General features: G+C 60.8%; 14 protein-coding genes and 1 tRNA gene. 8 read left to right on the forward strand and 7 right to left on the reverse strand.

The features are described from left to right. Positions 1-5: 5 nt before the first annotated feature. Positions 6-242 carry a 50S ribosomal protein L28 gene (rpmB, locus tag ACQ4WY_RS09035; RefSeq protein WP_010400928.1) on the forward strand — a complete coding sequence of 79 codons (237 nt, stop codon included), beginning with the start codon at positions 6-8 and terminating at the stop codon, positions 240-242. Between the two features lie 22 nt (positions 243-264). After that, entirely contained in the window at positions 265-432 is a 168-nt protein-coding gene (gene rpmG, locus ACQ4WY_RS09040) for a 50S ribosomal protein L33 (RefSeq protein ID WP_010400929.1), read from the forward strand. Positions 433-568: 136 nt separating this feature from the next. On the opposite strand, the gene ACQ4WY_RS09045 is transcribed toward rpmG, so the two are convergent. The 5 genes from ACQ4WY_RS09045 to ACQ4WY_RS09065 form a co-directional block, all read right to left on the reverse strand. Next, the gene (locus ACQ4WY_RS09045) at positions 569-1,777 is read right to left on the reverse strand and encodes a DesA family fatty acid desaturase (RefSeq protein ID WP_436503687.1); all 1,209 of its coding nucleotides are present in this window, start codon (positions 1,775-1,777) and stop codon (positions 569-571) included. Positions 1,778-1,910: 133 nt separating this feature from the next. Further along, positions 1,911-3,269, reverse strand: coding sequence for a mechanosensitive ion channel family protein (locus tag ACQ4WY_RS09050; RefSeq protein WP_436503688.1), 1,359 nt, complete (start codon positions 3,267-3,269; stop codon positions 1,911-1,913). Positions 3,270-3,379: 110 nt separating this feature from the next. Beyond that, positions 3,380-4,699, reverse strand: a complete 1,320-nt coding sequence (locus tag ACQ4WY_RS09055) for an RsmB/NOP family class I SAM-dependent RNA methyltransferase (protein WP_353660293.1) — start codon at positions 4,697-4,699, stop codon at positions 3,380-3,382. A gap of 21 nt (positions 4,700-4,720) precedes the next feature. Beyond that, positions 4,721-5,329 carry a phosphoribosylglycinamide formyltransferase gene (purN, locus tag ACQ4WY_RS09060; protein ID WP_436503690.1) on the reverse strand — a complete coding sequence of 203 codons (609 nt, stop codon included), beginning with the start codon at positions 5,327-5,329 and terminating at the stop codon, positions 4,721-4,723. Between the two features lie 156 nt (positions 5,330-5,485). After that, on the reverse strand, positions 5,486-5,884 hold the full coding sequence (locus ACQ4WY_RS09065; protein ID WP_034747450.1) for a barstar family protein: 399 nt from the start codon (positions 5,882-5,884) through the stop codon (positions 5,486-5,488). A 400-nt stretch (positions 5,885-6,284) separates the two neighbouring features. Here ACQ4WY_RS09065 and ACQ4WY_RS09070 point away from each other — a divergent pair, with 400 nt between their 5' ends. From ACQ4WY_RS09070 to ACQ4WY_RS09090, 5 genes are all read left to right on the forward strand, one after another. Then, positions 6,285-6,797, forward strand: a complete 513-nt coding sequence (locus tag ACQ4WY_RS09070) for a glycine zipper 2TM domain-containing protein (RefSeq protein ID WP_034785134.1) — start codon at positions 6,285-6,287, stop codon at positions 6,795-6,797. Between the two features lie 87 nt (positions 6,798-6,884). Beyond that, positions 6,885-7,673 (forward strand): class I SAM-dependent methyltransferase, encoded by a 789-nt coding sequence (locus tag ACQ4WY_RS09075; RefSeq protein WP_436503691.1) that lies wholly within the window; start codon positions 6,885-6,887, stop codon positions 7,671-7,673. Between the two features lie 45 nt (positions 7,674-7,718). Next, positions 7,719-9,476, forward strand: coding sequence for a GspE/PulE family protein (locus ACQ4WY_RS09080; protein ID WP_436503692.1), 1,758 nt, complete (start codon positions 7,719-7,721; stop codon positions 9,474-9,476). Positions 9,477-9,544: 68 nt separating this feature from the next. Next, a tRNA-Lys gene (locus ACQ4WY_RS09085) sits at positions 9,545-9,620 on the forward strand. Between the two features lie 104 nt (positions 9,621-9,724). Continuing rightward, positions 9,725-10,123 carry a hypothetical protein gene (locus ACQ4WY_RS09090; protein WP_436503693.1) on the forward strand — a complete coding sequence of 133 codons (399 nt, stop codon included), beginning with the start codon at positions 9,725-9,727 and terminating at the stop codon, positions 10,121-10,123. Here the strand turns inward: ACQ4WY_RS09090 and ACQ4WY_RS09095 are convergent, their stop codons facing one another. Together ACQ4WY_RS09095 and ACQ4WY_RS09100 are read right to left on the reverse strand one after the other, a co-directional pair. Continuing rightward, positions 10,124-10,627, reverse strand: coding sequence for a hypothetical protein (locus ACQ4WY_RS09095; RefSeq protein ID WP_436503694.1), 504 nt, complete (start codon positions 10,625-10,627; stop codon positions 10,124-10,126). A 3-nt stretch (positions 10,628-10,630) separates the two neighbouring features. After that, a complete protein-coding gene (locus tag ACQ4WY_RS09100) occupies positions 10,631-11,677 on the reverse strand; it encodes a lysozyme inhibitor LprI family protein (RefSeq protein ID WP_436503695.1) in 1,047 nt (348 codons plus the stop codon). A 174-nt stretch (positions 11,678-11,851) separates the two neighbouring features. On the opposite strand from ACQ4WY_RS09100, the gene ACQ4WY_RS09105 reads away from it, so the two are divergent. Continuing rightward, on the forward strand, positions 11,852-14,020 hold the full coding sequence (locus ACQ4WY_RS09105) for a dipeptidyl-peptidase 5 (protein WP_436503696.1): 2,169 nt from the start codon (positions 11,852-11,854) through the stop codon (positions 14,018-14,020). Positions 14,021-14,032 lie beyond the last annotated feature (12 nt).

The following is a 14,032-nucleotide window of genomic DNA, read 5'->3' on the forward strand; positions in this document are numbered from 1 at the left end:
GCGCCATGGCACGTGTTTGCCAAGTCACTGGGAAGAAGCCGATGGTCGGCAACAATGTTTCCCATGCAAACAACAAAACCAAACGTCGTTTTTTGCCTAACTTGCAGAATCGTCGTATTTTTGTTGAATCTGAAAACCGCTGGGTCTCCCTGCGTTTGTCCAACGCCGGTCTGCGCGTCATCGATAAAGTCGGCATCGACGCCGTATTGGTCGATATGCGCGCTCGTGGCGAAAAAGTCTAATTAGCAGAATAAGGGAGCTATCATGGCAAAATCAGGCCGCGACAAAATCAAGTTAGAATCGACCGCCGGTACGGGTCACTTCTACACGACTACCAAAAACAAGCGTACGACGCCTGCGAAAATGGAGATCATGAAATTCGATCCTAAAGCACGCAAGCACGTAACGTACAAAGAAACCAAAATCAAGTAATTGATATTGTGTTCTGTAAAAAGAGCCGCTCCGATGAGCGGTTTTTTTTCGCCTTGATTTTGACGCCGCCCTCCTCCCTTTGTCCAGGCGAAAAAAAAGCCCTGGAAACCAGGGCCTTGATGTGGCGCAGTATTAATTATGCATAACTGCGCAGGCGCAAGGAGAAATCCTGCAGCGACTTGATGCCCGACGCTTCGGCGCGCGTACACCAGTCTTGCAGCTTCTGCAGCAATTGCTCGCGCGTAAAGTGGGAACGTTCCCAGATGGCGCCCAGCTCCACGCGCATGTGGTGCATGGTTTCCAGCGCCTTGCTGTGCTGGAACAATTCCGACAACTGTTCGTGATGCGCATCGGCCAGCTTGCCCGGTTCGCGCTGCATCAGCTTGCGCGACGATTTCAGGAAGCGCTTTTCCAGTTCGGCCTTGTGCTTCAGGTGTTCCAGCTCTTCCTTCCAGGCATGCTTGATCGATTTCGCATACTTGGCCATCACGTCGTAGCGGTTGGCGATGACGGATTGCAAGGTGTCGAAGTCCGCTTCCAGCTTGCCGTGCGAGAACTTCGGTTCTGGCGCCAATTTCTTCACCTTGGCCAGGCCCAGCATTTCCAGCGCGCGGATATACCCCCAGCCGATATCGATTTCATACCATTTCGACGACAGCTTGGCCGACGTGGCATACGTATGGTGATTGTTGTGCAACTCTTCGCCGCCGATCAGGATGCCGAAGGGAATGATGTTGGTGGCCGCATCGGCGCAGTCGTAGTTGCGATAGCCCCAGTAGTGGCCGATGCCGTTGATGATGCCGGCCGCCGTGATCGGGATCCACATCATTTGCACGGCCCACACGGAAATGCCGATCACGCCGAACAGGATGAAATTGATGACGAACAGCGACACCACGCCCAGCCAGCTGTATTTGGTGTACAGATTGCGCTCGATCCAGTCCGTCGGCGTGCCGTGGCCGTACTTGGCCATGGTTTCCATGTTCTTCGATTCAGCGCGGTACAGCTCGGCGCCCTCCCAAAACACTTTCTTGATGCCGCGCGTCACTGGGCTGTGCGGATCTTCTTCCGTATCGCACTTGGCATGGTGCTTGCGGTGAATGGCCGCCCACTCCTTGGTGACCTGGCCCGTCGTCAGCCACAGCCAGAAACGGAAGAAATGACTGGGAATCGCATGCAATTCCAGCGCGCGGTGGGCCTGGTGGCGGTGCAGGTAAATCGTGACGCTGGCGATCGTGATATGCGTGACCACCATGGTGTACAGGAAAACTTGCCATGCGGACAGATCGGTAATGCCAGTTGCCATGAACTGCAAAACGTCGTGAAAAACGGAACTCAATGTCATTACTGCTACTCCAAGTGGTCAGGGCGTGCGCACGGTCGCTCCAGTGACTCTGGAGGTCCGGCAGAGTTAATTTTAGGCGTGATTGTACGCCCTAATGGGGGCTGTCAGGCAAAATCGGAGGCAGGCAGCGAGGTTAAGGCTGGGTGCCGGATGGCGTGGACTCACCCTCTGCCGCGCCCGCGAGCGGGGCAGGAGGCGTACCAACAATACGCAATTCGCGTTGCGGAAACGGTACAGTGACCTTATGCTCCTGCAAGGTGCGCCAGATGGCGCGGTTCACATTCGACTTCACGCCGCCGGTGCCGTTTTCCGGGTCCGCGATCCAGAAGCCGATCTGCACATCGAGACCGTCGGCGCCGAAACGCACGAGGGTGGCCGATGGCGGATTGCTTTGCGACACACGCGGCACCTTGGCCGTCGCCGCTTCCAGCAAGGGGAAGATCACATCGATATCCGTTTCATAGCCCACCGACACGGCCGTCGACAGCCAGACCATGCGGTTGCTCAGCGACATGTTCTGCACACCGCCGGAAATCAGCATTTCATTCGGCACGATGGATTCAACACCATCGCCACCCAATAACACAGTATAGCGCGTATTGATCTGCGTCACTTTTCCCGTAAATTGACCGACAGTGATCATGTCACCGATGGTGAGGCTGCGGTCGAGCAGGATGATGAAGCCGGAGACAAAGTTCGCGGCGATCTTCTGCAAGCCAAAGGCCAGCGCCACGCCGAAGGCGCCGCCAAACACGGACAGCACCGTCAGGTCAATACCCACCAGCGACAGGCTGACCAGCACCGAGACAAGGATCAGCACGGCGCGTCCCATGCGCGACATGACCACGCGCAAGGAAGTGTGCAGGCCCTGCATTTTCATCAGGCGTTCGTCGAGCGAAGTGCCGGCCCACATGGCCAGCAGCAGCAACACGACCACCGAAATAGCGGCTTGCAAGATGGCAGCCACGGAGACCTTGTTGCGTCCCAGCGGCACGACGATGCCTTCCAGGAAGCTATGCAGTTCCGGCCACAGGCCCGTGATATACAGGGCCATGCCGGCCCACACTACCACCGTAAATATCTTTTCCAGCAACAACATGGTGGGACTGATGTCGCCGTGGCGGGAAAAAATGCGGCGCAGCACGTAGAAACCAAAGCGCACCAGTGCCATCGACGTGCACAGGGGGATGGCAATACTGAGCAGGTTGACCGACTGGAACTTGGCCAGGAAGTGTTGCGCAATGCCCAGCAGCATGGCCGCCAGAACGGGCGTCAGGATGCGAATAAAGCTATCGGTGCGCTGCAAGGTTTCCGGCGTGGCCGGGACCGCGGCCGCCTCTGCCCGCTGGTGCAGGAACACGCGCAACTGCCGCACCAGCAGCCAGCTCAGCGCCAGGCAGCCGACAATGACCAGCGCCTGCCACAGGATGGCCGGTTGGCGGAAATCGTTGACAAAATCAGTGATCAGGTTGAGCAGCGGGGTTTCGTTCATGGCACATGGGGGCTGGAAGGTGGGACGGATGGGCGGTGTGCCCATGCCTCCAGGCGGGCTGGCGGCATTGAAGCCGCCACTGCAGGGTGCAGCGGCGGCCCGTGACAGGCTTACTCGGCTTGTTCAGCGTCAACGTCGTCGGCCGGTTTTTCATCGGCGTAGACTTTTTTCGGCATGACCTTGCGCTCGAACACGGCGGCGAAGAAGCCGTCGGTCTGGTGCAGGTGCGGCAACAATTTCAGGTAGTCGCCCATTTCCAGTTCGATCTTCTGTTCGGCCAGCACCTTGTTCATCGGCACCAGGGTGAAGTCCGGATGGGCTGCCAGGAATTGCTCGGCGATAAAATCGTTTTCTTCATTCAGGAAGCTGCAGGTGGCGTACACCAGGCGGCCGCCGCCCTTGACCAGGCGCGCCGCGCCGGCCAGGATGGCTGCCTGCTTGGCTTGCAGCTCGACGATGGAGTTCGGCTGCTGGCGCCATTTCACGTCCGGATTGCGACGCAGGGTGCCCAGGCCGCTGCACGGGGCATCGACCAGCACGCGGTCGATCTTGCCGGCCAGGCGCTTGATCTTGGCATCGCGCTCATGCGCGATCTGCACCGGATGCACATTCGACAGGCCGCTGCGGGCCATGCGTGGTTTCAGCTTGGCCAAACGCTTTTCCGACACGTCGAACGCGTACAAACGGCCCGTGTTGCGCATCAGCGCGCCCAATGCGAGGGTCTTGCCGCCCGCGCCGGCACAGAAATCGACCACCATCTCGCCGCGCTTGGCGCCGACGATTTGCGACAGGATCTGGCTGCCTTCATCTTGCACTTCGATGGCGCCGCTCTGGAACAATGGCAGGTTTTGCAACGATGGCTTCTTGATCACGCGCAAGCCCAACGGGGCAAACGGCGTCGGCGTGCTGAGGATCGGTGCTTCGGCCAGGGCCAGCATCACGTCCTCACGCGTGGCCTTGAGCGAGTTGACGCGCAAGTCCAGCGGCGCCGGCGCGTTCAGCGCATCGGCCAGCTTCATGGTTTCCGCTTCGCCGAACTGGGCGATCAACTTGTCGAACAGCCAGGTCGGCATGTTGGCGCGCATATTCGACGGCATCAGGCTGCGGTCGATCTGCGTGATGCGTTCCAGCCATTCCACTTCTTCTTCCGTCAGGCCGCCCAACGAATCGGCGCCGACCGCTTCGGCCAGGCCGAGGATGGTCAAACGGCGCATGGTCGGGCCACTGCCCGCTTCGGCGAAGTCCGTGAAGAACGATTTGTTGCGCAGCACGGCATAAATGCCTTCGGCGATGGCGCCGCGTTCGCGCGAACCGAGGCGCGGATGGTCGCGGAAATAGCGCGACAGGGTGGTGTCGGCCGGGGCCGTGAAACGTAAAATTTCGCGCAATACTTCTTCAGCATTGGCAAGTATCGCTGGTGGCAATCTCATTGTTATTCTTCCTGTAATATTTTATTGAGGGTCCACGCGGACCTGGCCATGCTCGATTGACAGTTTATCGTCAATGAACAGGCGGATGGCGCGCGGGTAAAGCAGATGTTCCTGTACCAGCACGCGCGCCGATAAGCTCTCTTCTGTGTCGCCTGGCAAGACGGGGACTTTCGCGCTCGCCACGGCCGGGCCATGATCGAGCTCAGCAGTCACGAAATGCACGGTCGCGCCGTGTTCCGTCACACAAGCCTCGAGCGCCTGGCGGTGCGTCGCCATGCCCGGGAACAGCGGCAGCAGCGACGGGTGGATATTGAGCATGCGCCCCGCATAATGCTCGACAAAGGGCGGCGTCAGGATACGCATGAAACCGGCCAGCACGACCAGGTCGGGGGCAAAGCCGTCGATCACGGCTTGCAGCGCCGCATCAAACTGTTCGCGGCTGGCATAATCCTTGTTGGCAACGACTGCCGTCGCTATCCCATGTTCCGCGGCAAAAACCAATCCCTGGGCATCGGCCCGGTTACTGATGACGGCGGCAATCCGGGCTGGCCATTGCTCGGCTTGCGCCGCGCGAACGACCGCTTCCATGTTGCTGCCGCGTCCGGAAATGAGGATAACGATATTTTTCATAGCGCGCATTGTACCCGCTATGGCGATGCGAATCTAGAAAGGCCGGTATTATTGTTGCGGCGCAACATGAGCGCCGGCGCGCCGCCGGCGCCCGGCGAGGCCGATTCTCAGCTGCGCGGGAGGCCGGTTTGACGGCGTCGCGGCAAGAGTAAGTATTTACTCGAACGAATAGAAGACGCGGAACGGGACTTTCTTCTCGGCCCAGTAGTCGGCCGCGTCGCGGAACACGTCGAGCAGGATCTCGCGTGCTTCCTTGTCAAATTTTTGCGTATTTGGCAATTGCTCGAGCACCACCAGGAAACCTGTCTGCGTGCCCGCCTTGAACATGGTGTCCGTCAGGCACAGGCGCAGGGCATCGAAATTCTTCGCCAAATTTTTCGGAAACAGGAATGCTTCTGCAATAATGCCGATGACTTGTTGTTTGGTCTGTCCAGCGTTGCAATGCGCATATAAAAAGTGCTGCCCGAGACGGATGGCCTCGTCTTGTAATTCGGTCACGCGAAAGGCACGGATGGACTGGACAAGGTTGGGCGGCACGGTTAGTAACAAACTCATTTTTCCCTCAAATCGACCTGTTATGTATGGATCTCTTCTAGCTGCTCTTCTTATTGCATCCCCGCACGCGGGTCAATGCGCACGCGGTGATTCGATCTGTATCAACTTTTATGCGATTCAGTGCGATTTTATATAAGCCATACGCGTATTAGGGTAACGTGTTGTCCTGCATGAATCAACCCGAATATGATGTCAAACGCAAGATTTGTTACAAACCGCCAGTTTCAAGTCAGCCAACATCATGTATCGATTGAAAGTGCATGTTACAGACTGTGGGGCAAGGGGCTTGGGCTGTTACATTTTGTTGCCATGCGAAACACTTGCTGCGGCCTGGCGGGATTACTATAGTCCCAAGTTGTAAAAAATACCCTGAAAGATTCTCTAGATAACGAGGTTACAAATGAACTTGCAAGCCAAATTGATGATGTCAGCCCTTTGTATCGGCGCATTGCCACTCGCCCAGGCCGCCGACTTTGAAGATTTCGGCAAGGTCGTGCGCGTCGTGCCGCAAGTGGAACAGATCAATCGTCCACGCCAGGAATGCCGTACGGAATACGTGCAAGTGCAGGCGCCGCCGCAACAACGCAGCGCTGGCGGCTCCATCGTCGGCGGTATTGCTGGTGCCCTGCTCGGTAGCCAGGTCGGTGGCGGCAATGGCCGCACGGCCGCTGCAGCCGCTGGCGCGATTGCCGGCGCCGTCGTCGGTGACAGAGTCGACAACCAGAACAATTACCAGGGCGGCATGCAGGAACAAGCCGTCAAACAATGCCGCCAGGTCGACCACTGGGAATCGCGCAACAATGGCTACCAGGTCACCTACGACTACCGCGGCCGCAACTATACGAGCATCATGTCCTATGATCCGGGCGAACGCATCCGTCTGCGTGTATCGATCGAGCCAGCGCAACAGTAAGCGCGACAACCGGTCCGTAGCATGCCAGCCCCAGCGGCTGGCATTTTTTATGGCACGCTATAATGCGGCACACTTTCAGGCCGCCTTATGCTTATCAAACGAAAATCCATCGAACAAGTCGAATCCTCGCGCCCAGCGCGCAAGCCCCGCTATGCCCCTGTCACCCTGTCCGAAATGGATGGCGTGCGCTATCTGCATTTCGGCACGGAATGGGTGCAGGGCGCCATGCGCATCCGCAAGCCGGACTGGCCGGAGCTCGAATACGCGCAGCAGATGATGGCGTGGATGCTGTGGATCGAGCAACCGCAGCGCCTCGCCCAGTTGGGCCTGGGCACGGCCGCGCTGACCAAGTTCTGCTACCGCCAGTTCCCGCAGGCACAGGTCGAGGCCATCGAACTGAATCCGTCCGTCATCACCATCTGCGCCTCGATGTTCAAGCTGCCGCCCAACGACGAGCGCCTGCACGTGCGCGAGATGGATGCACTCGACTACGTCAACGACGACGCCAACCACGGTACCCTGGATGCCCTGCAAGTGGACCTGTATGACGCCACGGCGCGCGGCCCCGTGCTCGACAGCGCCGATTTCTATGCCGCCTGCTGCGCCTGCCTGGCGCCGCATGGCATCATGACGGTGAACCTGTTTGGCGACCACCCCAGCTACGCGAAGAACATCAAGGCGATGAAGTTTGCGTTTGCACAGGTGATCTGCCTGCCGGAAGTCCATGATGGGAACGTGGTGGCGATCGCTTTCAAGACGAAAGTGGCACTCGATACGGAAGCGCAAGCGGCCCTGCTCGAGCGCGCCAAGCAGATCGTCGCCGAGACCAAGCTGCCCGCCAAATCCTGGGTCAAGGGCATCGTCAGCACCCTGTAAGCGCCGGCCACCCAGGCAAGGCCGGCAGCCTGAAAGGCGCCGGCCATGTCCGCTTCCCCTCCTCCTTCGCCCAACACCCCGCTGGAGCTGCCGCAACTGCTGACCTGGCTGCAGGAAGACGGCTTGCTCGACGCTGCGCAAGCGGCCGCCGTGCAGGCCCAGGCTGCCCTGCTGCCGGCGCCGGCCTTGCATCCGCTGTGCAGCATCGCCCACGACGCGTTGACGCTCGACACCCTGTGCGCCTGGCTGGCGCGGCGGGCCAGCCTGCCGTATCTGCGCATCGATCCCTTGCACATCGATTTCAGCCAGGTGGCCGACGTCATGACGGCCGGCTATGCGGCCCGCTTCAACATCCTGCCCGTGGAAAGCACGCCAGAACGTATCGTCATCGCCACGGCCCAGCCCTACGCGCTCGCTTGGCAGGCGCAACTGGGCAAGCTGGCGCCGCGCAAGCTGAGCCTTGTCATCGCCAATCCGCTGCACATCGCCGACGCCATCGCGCAATTTTTCAGCCTGGCCAGTTCCGTCAAGGTGGCCCGGCAGGCGTCCACGCAAGACCTGGCGCTGCGCAACAATTTCGAGCAACTGGTGGAACTGGGGCGCAACAAGGGTAACCTGGACGCCAACGACCAGCACGTCGTGCGCATCGTCGACTGGCTGTGGCAATACGCGTTTGCCCAGCGCGCCTCCGACATTCATTTGGAACCGAAGCGCGACGCGGGCCTCGTGCGCCTGCGCATCGACGGCCGCCTGCACCAGGCCTACCAGCTGCCACCCGTGGTATTGCTTGCCATGACGGCGCGCATCAAGTTGCTCGGGCGCATGGACGTGGTGGAGAAACGCCGCCCGCAGGATGGCCGCATCAAGACGCGCAATGCACAGGGCCAGGAAATCGAGCTGCGCCTGTCGACCTTGCCCACGGCCTTCGGCGAAAAGCTCGTCATGCGCATCTTCGACCCGGAAGTGGCCGTCAAGAGCCTCGCCGAACTGGGCTTTCCGCCTGCGGACGCCGAACGCTGGCGCCAGCTCACGGCGCGCACCCACGGCATCGTGCTGGTGACGGGCCCGACCGGCTCGGGCAAGACCAGCACCCTGTACAGCACCTTGAAGGCGCTGGCCGGCAGCGAAGTCAATGTATGCACGGTGGAAGACCCCATCGAGATGGTCGAGCCGGCCTTCAACCAGATGCAGGTGCAAATCCAGGCTGGCATCGAACTGTCGTTTGCCGATGGCGTGCGGGCGCTTATGCGGCAAGACCCCGACATCATCATGGTCGGAGAGATCCGCGACCTGGCCACGGCCGAGATGGCCATCCAGGCGGCGCTGACGGGGCACCTGGTGCTGTCGACCCTGCACACCAATGATGCGCCCTCGGCCGTCATGCGCCTGCTGGAACTGGGCCTGCCCGCCTATCTGCTGGAAGCGTGTCTGTCCGGCGTGCTGGCGCAGCGCTTGCTGCGCTGCCTGTGCGCGGACTGCAAACAGCTGGACGCCGCCCCCGGCGCCGCTGCCTGGCAGCGCTTGACGGGCGGCCAGCTGGAACGGCCCCACGCCGCGTACCGCCCTGTCGGTTGCGCCCTATGCCGGTACAGCGGCTACCTGGGGCGGGCCGGCATTTATGAACTGATGAGCATGACGGAAACGTTCGGCCAGCTGGTCAAGGCGGGCGCCGATCTGCACGCCCTGCGCCGCCAGAGCCTGCTGGACGGCATGACGCCGCTGCGCATCGCCGGCGCGCGCAAGATCATCGATGGCACGACCAGCATCGATGAAGTGCTGAAGCTCACGGCAGCCCTGCCTTAGCAGGCCTGCACTTTCTCGCAGGAATGCTTTGCATTCTTTTTCAACTGATATATAATGCGGCCTCTTTCGGGTCGTTAGCTCAGCTGGTAGAGCAGCGGACTTTTAATCCGTTGGTCGCAGGTTCGAATCCCGCACGGCCTACCACGAATGCGCAGTACTAAAAAGCCTATCCTCACGGATGGGCTTTTTTCGTTTACGGCCTTCGCGGTTATACTGCCTCTTCGTCTTGCCAGCCCTGAAAGAAACGCATGAAACTTGCCGCCACCCTCATCCTGGCCATCGCTTGCCTGTCCGCCCAGGCGCAAACGCCCATCGTGCTCGACGGCCAGTACAGTGCGCGCACGGACGAGATGAGCTTGCAGATCATCGGCAACCGCGTCTGCTTCGCGCCCGACAAGGCGCAATGGGGGCGCCTGCCCCGCCCGGCAGCGTCGCACGATGCGTGGTTCTGCTTTTCCAACGATGGCGAAGCGCGCCGGCTGCTGCGCGTGCCCGCGCGCCAGGCCGACAATTGCGGCTGGCAAGCGCGTGCGCGCATCGTCATCGACACCTATCAACCGTATGTGGAACAGGGCGACGGCAACGACATGGCGCGCCTGGCATCGGTCATCAAGGTGGCGCAACCGAATGCCATCGCCTGCGAATAATCAGCCCAGTTCGTATTCCTGCAGATAGCGCGCGAACAAGTCGCCATCAGCCAGCGGACACACAAAACCCGCGCCCCAGTCGGCCAGCAGCAACTGTTCTTTCAAGGGCAGCAGCAACAGCTCGGGCATGCCATCGCTGCACCACAGGTCGCACACGATGCCCTTGTCATCCAGGCCGGCAAACACGGTCTCCGTCTGGTCGCCGCCAAAGGCCAGCACGTTCTTGCATTCCACCCGGTAACTGCTGTAGCCCGTGTAGACGGCGTCATACGGCGGCAAGGTGTCCGCCAGCGCCAGCCGCAGCTGATCGGCCGTGAGGCCCAGTGCGCGCATCTGCGACGGCGGCGCCTCGGGCACGTACATCTCCGTCCAGCCGGCGCCGCTACGGTGCGCATCGGCGAACGCCTGCTGCTCGCCCATCTGCGTCAAACAGTGCTGTAAATTATCCAGCGGCAACAGTTCGATCATGCAAAAATCATCTTCGTGGTAATACGCTTCGCGCATGTTTTAATTCCCCAGCAAATCCTGCAGTTGCACATTGCGCCGCGACGTCAGCCGGCCGGCCCACGTGTCGCTGCTCACGGACGGATAGCGCACGGCGCCGAAATTCATCCAGGCATCGCGGTACGCCAGCCACAGGCGCTGGGTGGCGCGGATGCCATCCTTGCCCACGGCGCCCGCATAGGTTTCCGCCGGCTTTTTCATCAGCTTGCCGTAGATGGCGTTGAGCTCCTTGTCGAGCGCCGCCGCCTGTTCTTTGGACATGCTGGCCGGCAGCTTGCCCGCTTCGTACTCGCGCAAATCGTGCGCCAGCAGATCAAGCTCGGCCGTGCGGGCGGCGATGCTCAGGGCGGCGCGCGCCGTGCCGCTCAAATCCGTTTCGTTGGCCGCGCGCGCATCGGCAAACTTGCTTGCCGCCGCCTGCAGCTTTTGCAGCGACGCTTGCGCCACGGCCGGCATAGTGGCACTGACTTTGCCTGTCGTCTGCGCACGCACTCTTTGTTTCTGGCGCGCATCGATGGCGCTGCACACGCCCATCATGTAGCCGCTGGTGATGTCGTCGCACAAATCGATCATGCCGCGCCCGCTGGCATTGATCTGCTGCAAATGTTCGATGCGGCCCTGCATCTCGGCCGGCGCCGCATCGATGCTGCACGCATACTTGAGCGCCAGCAAGGGGTCCTTCTGCACACCCTGTCCATTCTGGTACAGCATCATCAAGACGGCACTATTCTGCGTGGCCATCGCGCAATGGCGCGCGGGACGCCAGTCCGCGGGCTTGGGCGAGGACATACTCTTGGTATCGTAATACAGGTCCGTCGCCTGGCATTGCTGCAAGGATGCCACGGCAGATGGCGCCGGCAGGTCGGCAGGCGGCGGCGCCGCATCCTTGACCTTCAGGCAGCCCGCATACCAGGCCGTGCTTTCCGCGTGACCCACGCCCATGGCGCTGGTATTCGGGTACGGTGCGGCGGCGGCGGCAAAACCCGGGTTGGCAAGCAGCGCGCCCGCCCCCAGCAATAGCGTTTTCAATAAGGGTAGACTAATTTTCATGTTCAATCAGCGCCAGCGTGAGTAAAGCGGCAAGTTTAACTGATCAGCCAAGCTGCGCCCGCCCGATACACGCCCTTCCCGCCTGGTAAGTAACGGTACACAGCCTTGGCAGCGGGGGAAACGATGGGCAATAATGTTGCCCGCTGTACTTTTTTCACTTCCCGGACCACGCCCATGACCTCACCCCGTCTTCGCCGTTCCCTCGGCTCCCTGCTGATCGCAGCGGCCTGCGCCTCGCTGGCAACGACCGTCCACGCCGCCGATACCAAGGCCACCACACCAGTTGCCGCCACGCAAACCAACGCCAGGCACGCCATCACGCATGAAGACGTATGGCTGATGAAACGGGTGGGCGCGCCCGTCGCCAGCCCGGACGGCAAGTGGGCCGTGTTTTCCGTGGTCGACAGCGCCTACGACAGCAAGGAGCAATGGTCGGACCTGTGGATCAAGTCGCTGCTTGACGACAGCCCCGCGCGCCGCCTGACCTCTTCCAAAAGCGGCGAAAGCGCCGTGGCCTGGTCGCCGGACAGCCGCCAGCTGGTGTTTGTCGCCAAGCGCGACGGCGATGAAGCGGGACAGATTTACCGCCTCGACGTGGCCGCTGGCGGCGAAGCGCAACGGCTGACGAGCCTGACCATGGGCGCGCGCATGCCGAAATGGAGCCCGGACGGCAAGCAATTGCTGTTCATCAGCGACATCTATCCAGGCAACAAGACGGAAGCCGACGTCAAGCAAAGTGCGAAAGAGCGCAAGGAGCGCAAATACAGCGCCCGGTCGTATGAAACGACGGCGCCCCGCTATTTCGACAAATGGTTGACCGACAAGCAGGTGCGCCTGTTCATCGTCGACGCCGACGCCGCTGCACGAGGTGAAAACACAGCGCGCGACATCCTGTCGGGCACGCAACTGGTCACCCTGCCGGGCTTCGGCGGCGGCCAGGGCGACGAGGGACAATCGCTGGACGCCGTCTGGACGCCGGATGGCAAGGCCGTCGTCTTCAACGCTGCCACCAACCGCGACGCGGCGCAGCGCGAAGCCGTGGTCTCGCAACTGTATCTGCTGCCCGTTGCGGGCGGTGAAGCACAGCGCTTGACGCAGGACAAACATAGCTACGGCTCCCTGAAATTTGCGGCCGACGGCAAGACCCTGTTCGCCTTGAGCGACGCGCAAACGCCGGGCAAGGTGTATGACGTGAAACGCCTGGCCTGCTTTGCCTGGCCGATGAGCAGCCCTGCGCCGACCATCCTGACGGCCAAGCTGGACCGTTCGATTTCCCGCTTCGTGCTGCCCGAAGGCGGCCAACGCGTCCTCTTCAGCTATGAACATGCGGGCCTGGAAAAGCTGTACTCGATCGACGCCAGGGGCGGCGACGTGCGCGAGGAGCCATCCTTGCCGACGGGCACCATCAACTCGCTGAGCAGCGGCGGCAAGGCCCTGGTGGGCGTGTGGGAGTCGTCCATCAACCCGCCGGAAATCTATGCCTTCAACGGCAAGCAGCCAAAGCGGCTGACGGCCTTCAACACGGACAAGGCAAATAAAATCGACTGGCAGGCGCCCGAGCACTTCTGGTTCACGACGGCCGACGGCCGCCAGATCCACAACATGCTCATCAAGCCGGCCAATTTCGATCCGAACAAGAAATACCCGCTGTTTACCGTCATCCATGGCGGCGCGGCCAGCATGTGGCGCGACCAGTTCGTGCTGCGCTGGAACTATCACTTGCTGGCCAAACCAGGTTATATCGTGCTGCTGACGGACTACAAGGGTTCCACCGGCTACGGCGAGGAATTCTCGCGCTCGATTCAATTTGACCCATTGAAGGGCCCTGGCGATGAAGTCAACCAGGGTGTCGATGAAGCCATCAAGAAATATGCCTTCATCGACAGCACGAAGCTGGCCGCCGGCGGCGCCAGCTATGGCGGCCACCTGGCCAACTGGCTGCAAGCGACCACCACGCGCTACAAGGCCATCGTCTCGCACGCGGGCGAAATGGACTTGATCATGCAATGGGGCACCAGCGATGGCGGTTTCGGCCGTGAAACGAATGCGGGCGGCCCCGTCTGGTCCAACCTGCCCGTGTGGCGCGAGCAAAGCCCGGTCATGCAAGCGGGTAATCACGAAAAAGGCACGGGCTTCACGACACCGATCCTGATCACCGTGGGCGAGCTCGACTACCGCGTGCCGGCCAACAATGCCTTGATGAACTTTGCCGTGCAACAGCGCCTGAACGTGCCGGCAAAATTGCTCGTGTTCCCGGACGAAAACCACTGGATCTTGAAGGGCGAGAACAGCCGCTTCTTCTATAGCGAAGTTGAGGGCTGGCTGGCGAAGTATTTAAAATAATCGCGCTGCGCT

It is taken from the genome of Janthinobacterium salmonicoloratum (assembly GCF_051380845.1).
GTDB classification, from domain to species: domain Bacteria; phylum Pseudomonadota; class Gammaproteobacteria; order Burkholderiales; family Burkholderiaceae_D; genus Janthinobacterium; species Janthinobacterium lividum_F.